This window comes from Micromonospora zamorensis (genome assembly GCF_900090275.1).
GTDB lineage: Bacteria > Actinomycetota > Actinomycetes > Mycobacteriales > Micromonosporaceae > Micromonospora > Micromonospora zamorensis.
The window spans coordinates 6,182,357-6,194,276 of record NZ_LT607755.1 but is presented as its reverse complement, the minus strand read 5'-3'; the positions used below and the strand labels follow the sequence as shown (position 1 = coordinate 6,194,276).

At 72.1% G+C, this 11,920-nt stretch carries 15 protein-coding genes; 5 read left to right on the top strand and 10 right to left on the bottom strand.

Annotation, left to right across the window (positions count from 1 at the left end):
* Window positions 1-45: 45 nt before the first annotated feature.
* Window positions 46-843: an alpha/beta hydrolase family protein gene (locus GA0070619_RS27710; RefSeq protein ID WP_088950740.1), complete on the bottom strand. Its 798-nt coding sequence runs from the start codon at window positions 841-843 to the stop codon at window positions 46-48.
* A gap of 84 nt (window positions 844-927) precedes the next feature.
* Between GA0070619_RS27710 and GA0070619_RS27705 the strand changes: the two genes are divergently transcribed.
* On the top strand, window positions 928-1,530 hold the full coding sequence (locus tag GA0070619_RS27705; RefSeq protein WP_088950739.1) for a bacterial proteasome activator family protein: 603 nt from the start codon (window positions 928-930) through the stop codon (window positions 1,528-1,530).
* 15 nt (window positions 1,531-1,545) lie between these two features.
* Here GA0070619_RS27705 and GA0070619_RS27700 read toward each other — a convergent pair whose 3' ends face one another.
* From GA0070619_RS27700 to GA0070619_RS27690, 3 genes are all read right to left on the bottom strand, one after another.
* Window positions 1,546-2,358, bottom strand: a complete 813-nt coding sequence (locus GA0070619_RS27700; protein WP_088950738.1) for an HAD family hydrolase — start codon at window positions 2,356-2,358, stop codon at window positions 1,546-1,548.
* On the bottom strand, window positions 2,358-3,179 hold the full coding sequence (locus GA0070619_RS27695) for an HAD family hydrolase (protein WP_088950737.1): 822 nt from the start codon (window positions 3,177-3,179) through the stop codon (window positions 2,358-2,360). Before GA0070619_RS27695 ends, GA0070619_RS27700 begins: the two co-directional genes overlap by 1 nt.
* A gap of 203 nt (window positions 3,180-3,382) precedes the next feature.
* Complete coding sequence (locus GA0070619_RS27690) at window positions 3,383-4,108, bottom strand: hypothetical protein (RefSeq protein WP_088950736.1); 726 nt, start codon at window positions 4,106-4,108, stop codon at window positions 3,383-3,385.
* A 132-nt stretch (window positions 4,109-4,240) separates the two neighbouring features.
* On the opposite strand from GA0070619_RS27690, the gene GA0070619_RS27685 reads away from it, so the two are divergent.
* The 3 genes from GA0070619_RS27685 to GA0070619_RS27675 all read left to right on the top strand — a co-directional run bounded on the left by GA0070619_RS27685 (window position 4,241) and on the right by GA0070619_RS27675 (window position 6,000).
* The gene (locus GA0070619_RS27685) at window positions 4,241-4,672 is read left to right on the top strand and encodes an OsmC family protein (RefSeq protein WP_088950735.1); all 432 of its coding nucleotides are present in this window, start codon (window positions 4,241-4,243) and stop codon (window positions 4,670-4,672) included.
* Between the two features lie 146 nt (window positions 4,673-4,818).
* Window positions 4,819-5,166 carry a metallopeptidase family protein gene (locus tag GA0070619_RS27680; RefSeq protein WP_172862248.1) on the top strand — a complete coding sequence of 116 codons (348 nt, stop codon included), beginning with the start codon at window positions 4,819-4,821 and terminating at the stop codon, window positions 5,164-5,166.
* Window positions 5,167-5,277: 111 nt separating this feature from the next.
* Window positions 5,278-6,000: an AIM24 family protein gene (locus GA0070619_RS27675; protein ID WP_088950734.1), complete on the top strand. Its 723-nt coding sequence runs from the start codon at window positions 5,278-5,280 to the stop codon at window positions 5,998-6,000.
* Window positions 6,001-6,045: 45 nt separating this feature from the next.
* On the opposite strand, the gene pheA is transcribed toward GA0070619_RS27675, so the two are convergent.
* From pheA to GA0070619_RS27650, 5 genes are all read right to left on the bottom strand, one after another.
* Window positions 6,046-7,002, bottom strand: a complete 957-nt coding sequence (gene pheA / locus GA0070619_RS27670; protein WP_088952094.1) for a prephenate dehydratase — start codon at window positions 7,000-7,002, stop codon at window positions 6,046-6,048.
* A 10-nt stretch (window positions 7,003-7,012) separates the two neighbouring features.
* Window positions 7,013-7,504, bottom strand: coding sequence for a hypothetical protein (locus GA0070619_RS27665; RefSeq protein ID WP_172862247.1), 492 nt, complete (start codon window positions 7,502-7,504; stop codon window positions 7,013-7,015).
* A 220-nt stretch (window positions 7,505-7,724) separates the two neighbouring features.
* A complete protein-coding gene (locus tag GA0070619_RS27660; protein ID WP_088950733.1) occupies window positions 7,725-8,114 on the bottom strand; it encodes an ACT domain-containing protein in 390 nt (129 codons plus the stop codon).
* Window positions 8,115-8,189: 75 nt separating this feature from the next.
* Window positions 8,190-8,648: a hypothetical protein gene (locus GA0070619_RS27655; RefSeq protein ID WP_088950732.1), complete on the bottom strand. Its 459-nt coding sequence runs from the start codon at window positions 8,646-8,648 to the stop codon at window positions 8,190-8,192.
* A 169-nt stretch (window positions 8,649-8,817) separates the two neighbouring features.
* Window positions 8,818-9,555, bottom strand: a complete 738-nt coding sequence (locus tag GA0070619_RS27650) for a hypothetical protein (RefSeq protein WP_088950731.1) — start codon at window positions 9,553-9,555, stop codon at window positions 8,818-8,820.
* A 167-nt stretch (window positions 9,556-9,722) separates the two neighbouring features.
* Between GA0070619_RS27650 and GA0070619_RS27645 the strand changes: the two genes are divergently transcribed.
* A complete protein-coding gene (locus GA0070619_RS27645; protein WP_088950730.1) occupies window positions 9,723-10,964 on the top strand; it encodes an arginine deiminase in 1,242 nt (413 codons plus the stop codon).
* Here GA0070619_RS27645 and GA0070619_RS27640 read toward each other — a convergent pair.
* Complete coding sequence (locus GA0070619_RS27640) at window positions 10,951-11,838, bottom strand: DUF5926 family protein (protein ID WP_088950729.1); 888 nt, start codon at window positions 11,836-11,838, stop codon at window positions 10,951-10,953. The two genes, GA0070619_RS27645 and GA0070619_RS27640, sit on opposite strands and share 14 nt — an antisense overlap.
* Between the last annotated feature and the right edge of the window lie 82 nt (window positions 11,839-11,920).

Here is an 11,920-nt window from a genome sequence, read left to right as displayed (position 1 = left end):
CCGCCCCTCCGGCGTTCTACCTGGTCCGCGACGCTGCGTCAATGGCTATAGATCATCGTGCAGGGCCCGCAAAGCGTCGAGAACCTGAGGCCAGGCGGACGACTCAGGGTCGATCAGCCCGAAATGCTCGCATCCGGGCAGTTCAACAAGGGAGATATCGGATCCTGCGCCACGGGCTGCTGTGACAAACTCGCGGCTCATCTCCGCCGGAACCTGTTGATCCTCCGAGCCGTGAATGACTACGGTGTGTGTTCGAATGGGTACCAACATTCGTGGATCCGCCGCCGCGTACCGGTCCGGCACCTCCGCCGGGCCGCCGCCGAGCAACGCCGCCACCGCGCCCGCGTCCAGGTCCCGCCGGTACGCCTCGCCCAGGTCGGCGACCGGGGCCAGGGCGAGCACCCCGGCCACCGTCGCCGGGGCGCTGGCCGCCACGTACATCGCCAGGTGGCCGCCGGCAGAGTGCCCGAGCAGGGTCGGCGCGGCCCGGGTCACCCGGCCGGGCAGCGCCTCGGCGGCCAGCGCCGGCAGCTCGGCCACGCCGGTCAGCACGTCGGTCAACGTGCCCGGCCAACCGCCTCCCGGCTGCCCGGTCCGCCGGTATTCCAGCTGCGCCACCGGGTAGCCGCAGGCAGCGAGAGCGGCCGCGAGCGGGCCGGTGTGCCGCCGGTCGTACTCGGCCCGCCAGAAACCGCCGTGCACCACGACGACCAGCGGTCGCGCGGGGCCGGTCCCTGCCGGGAAGCGCAGGTCGGCCACCTGATCCGGGTGGTCGCCGTACGCGACGGTCCGGTCGGGTTCCGGCGCGGGTCGGGTCAGCACGGCGCGCGGGTCGACAGGCATGGCGCGACGGTAGCGCGCCCCGCCCGGGTGTTTCGGCCCCGGGAGTAGGTCCCGGGCGGCATGGGTCGCGCTCGCTGGGTAAAGATGGACCCCATGACCGAAGCGCGCTCCGCTGGACAAGACGACGAGCCCGGCCCCGACGATTCCGGCCACTCCGGCACCGTTGTGGTGGTCGGCCCGGACGGCCGGCCGATCGGCACGATGCAGACCGACGAGGGCCAGGGCGAGGACCCGACCCGACTGGTCGAACAGCCGGCCAAGGTGATGCGGATCGGCAGCATGATCAAGCAGTTGCTGGAGGAGGTGAAGGCCGCACCCCTGGACGACGCCAGCCGCAACCGGATGCGGGAGATCCACGAGCGGTCGATCGTCGAGCTGAAGGAGGGCCTCGCCCCCGAGCTGCGCGACGAGCTGGAGCGCATCTCGCTGCCCTTCGCCGAGGACAAGGCCCCCAGTGAGGGCGAGCTGCGGATCGCGCACGCCCAGCTCGTCGGCTGGCTGGAGGGCCTGTTCCACGGCATCCAGGCGGCCCTGGTGGCCCAGCAGATGGCCGCCCGGGTCCAGTTGGAGCAGATGCGTGGCGGCCGGCAGGCGCTGCCCAGCGGCCCCGGCGGGATGGTCCCCGGGATGCCGGGCATCGCTCAGCCGGGCGGCGGTGAGGGCCACAACACCGGTCAGTACCTCTGACCGGTCGCGGCCCGCTCAGTCCAGACCGAAGACCTTCTCCAGGTACGCCGCCACGCCGTCCTCGGTGTTCGCCGTCGTCACGTCGTCGGCGACCGCCAGGACGGCGCGGTGCGCGTTGGCGACCGCCACGCCCCGCCCCGCCCAGGTGAGCATCGGCACGTCGTTGGGCATGTCGCCGAAGGCCAGCACGTCGGCGGCGCTCACCCCGAGTCGATCGCAGTACCAGTCCAGGCCGGCAGCCTTGGTCACCCCAGCGGCGGAGATCTCCACCAGGCCGGACGACGACGAGTGCGTGGCCTCCGCCAGCCCCACCACCGCTGCCGCGATCAGCTCGGCGAACGCGTCCGGGTCCTGCTCGCCGGCCCGGGCCAGCAGCTTCACCGCCGGGGCCGAGAGTAGTTCCTCGGGCGTCTCGACCGGTCGGATGCCGGCGGCGTCGGCGTCCCAGCGCAGCGGGTAGTGCGCCTCGTGTCGCATCTCCCGGCTGTTGAGGATCTCGACTGCGAAGCTGATGCCGGGCACCTCGGCGCGCAGCCTCCGGGCCACCTCGGCCAGGTGCTGCGGCGCCAGCGGGTCAGCCCGCAGCACCTCGTCGGAGAACGGGTCGTAGACCACGGCCCCGTTGGCGCAGACGGCCGGCAGAGGCTCGGCCAGTTGGTCGTACACCATCTTTAGCCAGCGGACCGGACGGCCGGTGACCAGGACGACCGGCGTGCCCTGCGCGGAGATCCGCGCGAGCACGTCGGCGGTGCGTGGGCTGACGGTGTGGTCGTCGCGGATCAGCGTGCCGTCGATGTCGGTGGCGATCAGGCGGGGTGTCTCTTGCATCACCGGGACAGTAGCCGGTCGAGGTACACCGCCACTCCGTCGTCGTCGTTGCGCAGGGTCACCTCGTCGGCGGCGGCCCGGACGTCCGGGTGCGCGTTGGCCACCGCCACCCGCGCCCAGCCTGCCCACTCGAACATCGGCAGGTCGTTGGGCATGTCACCGAAGACCAGCACGTCGGCCGGGTCGACCCCGAGGGTCTGCGCCACCACGGTCAGCCCACTCGCCTTGTCCACGCCGGGCGGGCAGATCTCGATGAAGCCGAGCCCGGCCTGGGTGAGCGTGGCGACCTGCGGTGAGACGATCCGGCGGGCCACCGCCAGCAGCTCGTCCACGTGGTGGTCGGCGGTCCGGGCGAACGCCTTGATCACATCGCAGGAGAGGCACTCCGCGCGGGTCCGCGCCTCGAACCGGTCCTGGTAGGGCCAGCTCTCGTGGTAGTCACCCCAGAGCGGCGCGTCATGCTCGTCGGACGCCTCGACCATCACGGTCAGCGGGCCGACAGCGGCTTCCAGGTCGGCGAGCAGCCGGGCCAGCACCTCGGCGGGCAGCCGCTCGTCGCGCAGCACCAGCGGGCCGGAGGGGTCACTCTGGTCGACCACCCGTCCGCCGCCGGCCATCACCAGGAAGTCGGCGGCGCGGATGTCGTTACGGGTCAGTTCGGTCAGCCGGGGGCCGCGACCGGTCGCGCCGACCACCGGAATTCCGGCGGCCCGCACCCGGTCGAGCACCCCATGGGTGTACGCGGAGACGGTCTCGTCGCCGCGGACCAGTGTCCCGTCGAGGTCGGTTGCGATCAGCTTGGGTAGTCCCGGGCGGGTCATGGTTCCTCCTTCGCCCGCCGCCGTCGCAGCCTGCCGTGCGGTCGGAAAAGCCGAGGCCCGGCGTAACGGCGGGCAGCAACCGTACCTCGCGGAACGGGTCGCATCCATGGCTTCCAGGCGAATCGGACGCCAACGGGCGGCACCCCTCCGGTGTCCGTCGAACGCGGCGCGGCGAGGACAGTCGTTGCCGGGATCCGCGCAGCTCAGGACGGGGTGTCGGGGCGCGCGAAAGGCGCGGCGGGGGTGACCGTGAGGTCGGCCGGTGCGGGCAGGCCGTCCTCCTGCACCGGGTCGCGGTCCCGGCGACGGCGCCAGGCACGGGCCGCCGGCGCGTCCCCGGGCTGGTCGTCCTCCGGCGTCCCGGCCGGGGCCAGCCGCAGGGCAGCACCGAGCAGCACACAGGCGGCGAAGGCCATGATCAGGCCCCGACCGTACTCGGCCTTGAAGCCGTCCTGTGCCGAGTAGAAAAAGGTGCGCTGACCGGAATCGTTGAGGGTGGCCGTGGCGGCGACCAGCAACGCCAGCAGGGCACCGGCCAGCGTGAGGCCGGTCAGCCGGGCATTCGACCGCACGGACGCGGTGCCGCGAAGCGCCAACACCACGGTGCAGACCAGTGCGAGAAGCCCCACCAGATAGCCGATTCCGAAGCCGCCGACCTCGGACACCCCGGCGGGCACCTCGATCGTGGCGTCCCCCTCGGGCCCGCCGTTCGGCAGGCTCATCACCAGCCACTCACCGACCATCGAGGCGACCCCGGCCACCGCGCCCAGACCGGCGAGCAGCAGGGGCACCCTGGGGTCCTGGGTGAGCCCGGCCAGGGACCAACCGAACCGGCGGCGCGGGGCCGGGTCGTCGTCGGCACCCCACTCGATCACGGCCAGACCGTCGGAGCGGTCGCCCTGCCGTGGGATGGGAAGCTCCTCGGACATCGGTCATCCTTCCGTCCGGTCACGGACCTGGGTCGCATCATGGCACAGCCAGCTGTGCGTGACGGGGATCGCAGGGCGGGCGTCCGCCCCGGTCGGTCGCTCGGCGGTCACCTTTCCGCTAGCGTTCTCCCCATGCCTATCCGTACCGCTTCAGCACAATGGCAGGGCAATCTCACCGAGGGCGCCGGCACCGTCCGCACCGGTAAGGGCGGCCTGTCGGGCAACTACTCGTTCAAGTCGCGCTTCGAGGAGGGCGAGGGCACCAACCCCGAGGAGCTGATCGCCGCCGCGCACGCCGGCTGCTTCTCGATGGCGTTCTCGAAGGCCCTCGCCGACGCGGGCTCGACGGCCACCTCGGTCGAGACCACCGCCAAGGTCCACCTGGACAAGACCGACGCCGGGATGACCGTGACCCGGATCGACCTGGAGACCGTCGGCCAGGTCCCGGGCATCGACGACGCGGAGTTCCAGAAGCTCGCCGAGGCCGCCAAGGCCAACTGCCCGATCTCCCGCCTGCTCTCGCCCGGCGCCGAGATCACCCTCAACGCCCGCCTGGCTTCCTGAGCCGGTCGACCCACGAACCGCTCGACCACGGAGAGAGTCCTCGCCCACCTCGGGAATCACTCTCTCCGTGGCCCCGCGGATCCCTGCGGTGCTCCAACTGACCGGGCCGGGCGCACCCCGCATCGGGCAGAATGGGTGAGGTGCCGGTGGAGATGACCCGCGAGCGCTTCGAGGAACTCGTCGGCGATGCCCTCGACGAGGTGCCCGAGGAACTGCTCGGCCTGATGAGCAACGTGGTGATCCTCGTCGAGGACGACCCGCCGCCGGGCGAGGCCGACCTGCTCGGTCTCTACGAGGGTCACGCCCTCACCAGCCGCGGCTGGGACTACTCCGGCGTCCTGCCGGACCGGATCTTCATCTACCGACACCCGATCCTGCGGATCTGCGACAACGACGACGACGTCATCGACGAGGTGGCGGTGACCGTGGTGCACGAGATCGCCCACCACTTCGGCATCGACGACGAGCGGCTGCACGCGCTGGGCTGGGGCTGAGCGCCACCGGTCAGCGGCAGCCGGCCCTCGCCGCGCGGCCGCTGGCACGTGGTTGCCCGGGTCGCCTACCTTCGGTGCAGCGACCGCAACCCTGTCAGGAGGCACCCTTTCATGCGCAGCGAGCTGTTCTCCTCGGAGAATCTGGAAAAGGAGTCCGCACAGCCCGGCATGCGGCTGCAAAACTCCAAGATGTTGAAGATCGAGCTCAACGGTGAGGCGATGGCCCGGGTCGGGTCGATGGTCGCCTACCAGGGAAATGTGCAGTTCCAGGCGTTGGGCTCGGGTGGGCTCGGCAAGTTCCTCAAGCAGAAGCTCACCGGCGAGGGCGTCCCGCTGATGAAGGTCTCCGGCCAGGGTGACGTCTTCCTCGCCGAGCTGGCCAAGGACGTGCACATCATCGACCTGGAGCCGGGCGACGCCCTCTCCATCAATGGCTCCAGCGTGCTCGCCTTCGACTCGACCCTGCAGTACGACATCAGGATGGTCGGCGGCGCCGGGATGGCCTCGTCGTCCGGCCTGTTCAACTGTGTGTTCAGCGGCTACGGCCGGATCGCCATCACCACCAAGGGCACGCCGGTCGTGCTCAACGTGGACGCCCCGACGTACGTCGACCCGCAGGCTGCGGTCTGCTGGTCGGCAAACCTCCAGACCGGCTACCACCGGGCCGAGCAGATGGGCCTCGGCACGCTGCTGGGCCGACGCACCGGTGAGTCGTTCACGATGAGCTTCGCCGGCCAGGGCTTCGTGGTGGTGCAGCCGTCCGAGGAGCCGCCGGTCCTGGGCAGTGGCCAGCAGCAGCAGGAGGGCGGTCTGCTCGGCGGTCTGCTGAGCTGACGCAGCGGTGCGGGCGCTCCCGAGTTTTGGGAGCGTCCCGCCCGGTCAGGTCAGCTCGCCGGTGCGCAGTCGGGCCAGCCAGGCCGCCGCGTCGGCGTAGTCGACGTCGGAGAGGCCGGCCGGTGCGGGCACCGGCCGCTCGCCCGCCGACTCGGCCCACCGGTGCCGGGGATACGAGCCCAGGAACCGGACGTCGGCGCAGACCCGGCGGAGCCCCTGCAACGCCTCGCCCAGGCGTACGTCGGCCACGTGACCGGCGCAGTCCAGGAAGAAGACGTACCGGCCCAGCGCCTCCCCGGTCGGGCGGGACTCGATGCGGGTCAGGTTGACTCCGCGGACGGCCAGCTCCATCAGCACCGACAGCAGCGCGCCGACACGGTCGTGGGCGATGTAGACCGCGAGCGAGGTGAGGTCGTCGCCGGTCGGCGGCGGGGGCGGCCCCGGGCGGGACACCAGCACGAACCGGGTCACCGCGTCGGGATGATCCGCGATCTTGTCGGCGAGTATCGCGAGCCGGTGCCGGGTCGCCCCGATCGGTGCGCAGATCGCCGCGTCGTACTCGCCGGCACCGGCACCGGCGGCAGCCGCGCCGTTGGACAGCACGTCGACCACGACGGTGTCGGGCAGGTGGTCGCGCAGCCAGCCCCGGCACTGGATGGACGCCTGCGGGTGGGCCGCCACCGTCCGGATCGAGGTCAGTGACGTGCCGGGTCGGGCGCCGAGCACGAACTCCACCGGCAGGATCACCTCCCGGGTGATCACCAGCGGCTCGCCCTCGGCCATCTCGTCCAGCGTGACGCCGACCGCGCCGCCGATCGAGTTTTCCAGCGGCACCAGCGCGGCATCGGCGTCGGAGTCACGGACGCTGTCCAGTGCCTCACCGACGCTGCGGGCGGGCGTACGGGTGCCGCGCTCGGCGGCGGGGACGGAACGCAGGGCCTGCTCGGCGAAGGTGCCCTCCGGCCCGAGGTAGACGAAACGTGTCGGCGGTGTTCCCGGCATGCCGATCAGCCTACGCACCCGGGCCGGCGGCCGGACCGGCCTCACAGGCGAGGGCACGGATCCCGGCGGGGCCGGTGGCGCGTACCTCGATGGTGCAGACGTCCGTGCCGGCCGTGACCAGCGTCGGTGCGGCCGCCTGGCCCCGGGTTACCACCTGGAGCTCCTCGTGGCCGGTCACCTCCAGCACGGTGAACTGCCAGTCGGCGGCGCAGAGTGGGCCGGTGCGGACCTGGACCCGGACGCTGGCCGGGAGGACTCCCGCCCGCCCGCGCAACAGCTGCACCACCCGCTGCCCGGTCGGCCCGTTGCGGCAGGCGGTCGCGACCAGACCGGCGTCGGCGGTGGGCGTGACCGCGACGGGCGGCGGTGCGGTCACCTGCGGGGTGGCGGGAGCGGTGCTCGCGCCAGGTGGCGTCGGTGCCGCGGTGTGGGTGGGCAGGGCGGTCGGCTCACTCAGCTCGGGTGGGGCGCCACAGCCGGCCAGCACCGTGACGACGAACATCGCGAATGCGGCCGGCAGGACCCGGGCGATGGTCCGCACGGGGACGCGACCGGTCGACCGGCCACGAGTCGCCGGTGAGATGTGGATCGTCGCCCGCGATGGGGGAGACGCGGGGCGGGGTGGGGTGAACGGCACGGGCCGATCCTCGGGACATCGGAGAATTCGTCGCGGCCGGGGTGGCCGAGCCCATCGTAGGGTGAGCGGCCGGTGGGGGTGAAGCTCAGCCGGTGACGCGGTGCCCGGCGCGCTGTAGCGCGGCAGTGCCCTCGGTCAGCCGGACGGCCGGCACCAGCAGATAGTCGGTGTCGAAGGTGGAGAACGTGACCACGCTGACCCGTGCCTCGGCCAGCGGGTCGACCAGCGCGGCCAGGCTGCCGATGGCGGCCATCCCCACCGGGGCGGTGACCCGCAGACAGCGCCACACGGTTTCCACCACGGCCTGTGCCGGAGCCCGGTCGGTCGGGCAGATCACGGAGATCCCGTCGGAGGTCCAGCTCACCGTGACCACGTCGGTGTTGCGAAGCCCGCTGGACAACGCGTACGGCAGGGTGGTGCCGGCGGCCAGGCGGCACACGGCGTAGTCCCCCGGCAGCAGCGCGATATCAAGCATGAGGGCACCCTACGGCCTGCGCGCGGGCTCATCCCAGCAACGCCGCGTGCGGTGAACAACACACTCCGCCGCAGGTCAGACCTCGGAGAAGAAGGTGAGCGAACCGGCGACGGTGCCGTCGGTGAGCACCGGAGTGGAGATCGCGTCGACGGTCGCGTCGGAGTTGTCGGCCGAGGCGGCCTGCACCCGGAGCAGCCCACGAGCGAGTCGGCCGGAGGAGAGCGCCAGCAGGGGCGGGATCTTGTCGGCCTCGGCCTCGGTCAGCTCGCCCCGGTTGGCGGTGAAATCGAGCAGGCGCAGCCCTCCGTCGAGCAGCGGTCGCCCGATCAGAGCGCCCGGCTCGCCCAGACAGAGCAGCTCGCAGCCGGCCGTGGAGATCGCCACCACCCTCGTGTCGGCGTCGATCAGCAGGCACGGCTCGTCGGCCCGGGACACTGTCGAGGACCATTGGCCGACATTGTCGGACTCCGGCTCTGTCGAGGCCCGCGCCGCCGGCACGAACGCTTCCGAGAGCGAAAGTTCGACGTGGGCCACCGCGCCTCCTATGTGCACCGATCGACTGTCCACGCTAGCGGGTCGCCGACGAATCACCGAGCGCACCTGGTCACCCTGGCCGCACAGCCTGAACCGAGGCGGCCGGTGACGGCGCGGGAAGCCGGTGAGGTGGACGGGGGACCGGAGCCGCGTGGCGTCGCCGGTGACGTTACCGGCGACTGGCCGGCTTGTCAGCGGCCGTTCGGCCCTCGTCATACCACCGGTAGTCGGCAGCTGGACGGTACGTGCCGTTCAGCCAGGTGCCAGGGTGCTGTGCGACCCGGGACAGCTTCTCGGCCGTGGCAGGGCTGATCCGACTGCCACCGGCCACGAGAAGCCGATCCAGCTCGCGGTGGGTGGCCATCAGACAGTCCTTCGGAAGGCCGTAGACACTGATAACGCCGGAGCCGACGAAGGTCAGCACCGGCGTCACCGGGACGGGCAGCCCCACCGCGTCGGAGAGGGCCTTGCTGGCCCGCTTGGCGTCCCGGCGGGACTCGGCCACGTACGGCGGTCGCTTGCCGTTGATCTGCACGACGTCCCCGGCGACGAGCACTCTGGCCCGGCCGTGGTCGGCGATGGTCACGGCGAAGAGGCCGCTCGGCCCGATGGCGAGGAACCCGGCGCGCTCGTCCTGACCGCGGTCGAGGATGTCTGTCACGTCGGTGCGCGGCCACTCGATCACGTGCCAGGCGGGCCCGAGGTGATCGAGTTGGCCCAGCGCCCGCGCCCCGGCCGCCTCCAGGCGGCGCGCCCCTCGCTCGGCCCGACGGCGGCGGGCCCATTCGAGCGGTGTCGGACGGACTGGTTCGAGAACCCCCGTCGACTCGGCACGGGGGTGTGGCACCGCGACGGGCGGCAGTGCCCGAGCGGACGGTACGGCTCGTCGTGCGGGAAAGACAGTCATCGTCGTCGACCTCCGGCAAAAGGTCCCTCGAAGTTATGTCCCCACTACCCTACGTTGCCACTACCGGGGTTCGGCAAGCCGGAGCGCCGGAATGACTGTGGATGAATGCCATATTCATCCACAGTTCTTTTCTCGGATGCCGCCAAACCCTGCCCTACGCTGCGGGAGTGACCCACTACGTCGACAGTGAAGTCGGGCGGCTCGGCACCGTACTGCTGCACCGGCCCGGCCCCGAACTGGCCCGGCTCACCCCACGCAACAACGACTCGCTCCTGTTCGACGCGATCCCCTGGGTCGGGCGGGCCCAGGAGGAGCACGACGCGTTCGCCGCCGCCCTGCGCGAGCGCGGGGTGGAGGTGCTCTACCTGGCCACCCTGCTGGCCGAGACGCTTGCCGTCGCGGACGCCCGCGCCGAGCTCACCGAACAGGTGCTGCGCTCCCGACGGCTCGGCGACACCCTGCGGGCCCGCGTCGCCGACCACCTCTCCTACCTGGACCCGGCGGCACTGGCCGACGTGCTGACCGCCGGGCTGGCCCACGAGGAACTGCGGATCAGCTCGGAGCGGCCCGGCGGGCTGGTCTACACCCTGATGGATCGGCACGACTTCGTCATCGACCCGCTGCCCAACCTGCTGTTCACCCGAGACTCGTCGCTCTGGATCGGCGACCGGGTCGGCGTCACCAGCCTGGCCATGCCCGCCCGCCGCCGCGAGACCACGCTGACCGACGCCATCTACCGGCACCACCCGCGCTTCGCCGGCACCGAGTTCGTCTACCGCCCCAACCTCGAACACCTCGAGGGTGGGGACGTGCTGCTGCTCGCGCCCGGGGTGCTGGCGGTCGGGGTGGGCGAACGGACCACACCGGCCGGTGCCGAACGCCTCGGTCGGCAGGTCTTCGCCGCCGGCCTGGCCCACACCATCCTGGTGGTGCCGATCGCCCAGAAGCGCGCCACCATGCACCTCGACACCGTCTGCACGATGGTCGACGTGGACGCCGTGCTGATGTACCCCAACATCGCGAGCACGCTGTCGGCGTACACCGTCATCGCCGGCGCGGACGGTGAGGACCCGCGGGTGGACGGGCCGGCGCCGTTCCTGCGGGCCGCCGCCGACGCGATGGACCTCGACCTGCTCCGGGTCATCGACACCGGGCTGGACCCGGTCACCGCGGAACGCGAGCAGTGGGACGACGGCAACAACACCCTCGCGCTGGCGCCCCGGCTCTGCGTGGGCTACGAGCGCAACACCGAGACGAACGCACAGTTGGAGCGAGCCGGCATCGAGGTGATCCCGATCGCCGGCTCCGAGCTGGGGTCCGGCCGGGGAGGGCCGCGCTGTATGTCCTGCCCGATCACCCGCGAGCCGTTGCCGGCCGGAACGGGCCGGGCCGGGCTCAGCGGAGGGTGAGCTGGCGGCCGAGCAGCCCCTGACGGGCGCGTCGGCCGGCGGCGTCCAGCGGGTCGGTTGCGGCGAGCGCCTCCGCGTACCGCTTCGCGAACTGCGCCACCGGGTCCTCCCAGTCGGCGGCCGGAGTCTCCTCCGGAAGGTCCCAGACCGGCACCAGACGGCCGTGCGCGCGGAACATGCCGGCGAACTTGGTCTGCTCGCCGAGCGTCAGCGAACCGGCCGCGCCGAGGCGGGCCAGCGCGTCCAGGGCGGCGTCCTCGTCCTCGGGCAACACCCAGCGCACGTGTGCCTTCTCCGGGACCTGACACCAGTACGCGGCCTTCGCGGCGGTCAACCGCACGGTCGGGTAGATGGCCGCGTTGGCCCGCTCCAGAGACGCCTGGACGGTCGGATCATCGCCGGCCCCGGGGTCGAGCCAGAACTCGAAACCCTCGTGCATCGTGATGTCCAGTGGACCGTCCGCGAGGATGTCCTGGAGGCGTGGGCCGGGGCCGGGCAGCGGCGGCACGGCCACCTGGCCACCCGGCTCGGTCCGCAGTGCGCAGAGCAGCGCCTCGGCCAGGTCCCGGGAGACGTCACCGGACTGCTGGTGGCGCTGGAGGCCGATGAGCACCCGACCGTCCGGCTTGCTGATCGCCGGGGCGGCCATCGGCAGCACCGTGGCGAGCGTCGCCGACCGGTCGCCGAACTCCTCGACCAGGGCGGGTGCCAGTCGCAGCGGCGCGGAGGCGGCCGGCACCAACTCGCGCAGGGCGATCCACTCGGGTTCGTCGACCAGCCCGTCGAACGGACGCGGCACGAAGATGTCCCGCACCTTCTCCCGGCGGGGGGCGGTGTCGGCTGCGGTGCGCTGGCTCTTTCGACGCTTGCTCACGGCGTCACAGCCTAGAGCCCCGACCGGCTTTCCGTGGGCGGGACCCACCCATCCCGAGCCTGTCGAGCACCGGTCGCACCGA

What these genes read in the sequence shown, in the direction of transcription:
- GA0070619_RS27710 (WP_088950740.1), bottom strand. Translation starts at nt 843, where the DNA reads ATGCCTGTCGACCCGCGCGCCGTGCTGACCCGACCCGCGCCGGAACCC.
- GA0070619_RS27705 (WP_088950739.1), top strand. Translation starts at nt 928, where the DNA reads ATGGACCCCATGACCGAAGCGCGCTCCGCTGGACAAGACGACGAGCCC.
- GA0070619_RS27700 (WP_088950738.1), bottom strand. Translation starts at nt 2,358, where the DNA reads ATGCAAGAGACACCCCGCCTGATCGCCACCGACATCGACGGCACGCTG.
- GA0070619_RS27695 (WP_088950737.1), bottom strand. Translation starts at nt 3,179, where the DNA reads ATGACCCGCCCGGGACTACCCAAGCTGATCGCAACCGACCTCGACGGG.
- GA0070619_RS27690 (WP_088950736.1), bottom strand. Translation starts at nt 4,108, where the DNA reads ATGTCCGAGGAGCTTCCCATCCCACGGCAGGGCGACCGCTCCGACGGT.
- GA0070619_RS27685 (WP_088950735.1), top strand. Translation starts at nt 4,241, where the DNA reads ATGCCTATCCGTACCGCTTCAGCACAATGGCAGGGCAATCTCACCGAG.
- GA0070619_RS27675 (WP_088950734.1), top strand. Translation starts at nt 5,278, where the DNA reads ATGCGCAGCGAGCTGTTCTCCTCGGAGAATCTGGAAAAGGAGTCCGCA.
- pheA (WP_088952094.1), bottom strand. Translation starts at nt 7,002, where the DNA reads ATGCCGGGAACACCGCCGACACGTTTCGTCTACCTCGGGCCGGAGGGC.
- GA0070619_RS27665 (WP_172862247.1), bottom strand. Translation starts at nt 7,504, where the DNA reads ATGTTCGTCGTCACGGTGCTGGCCGGCTGTGGCGCCCCACCCGAGCTG.
- GA0070619_RS27660 (WP_088950733.1), bottom strand. Translation starts at nt 8,114, where the DNA reads ATGCTTGATATCGCGCTGCTGCCGGGGGACTACGCCGTGTGCCGCCTG.
- GA0070619_RS27650 (WP_088950731.1), bottom strand. Translation starts at nt 9,555, where the DNA reads ATGACTGTCTTTCCCGCACGACGAGCCGTACCGTCCGCTCGGGCACTG.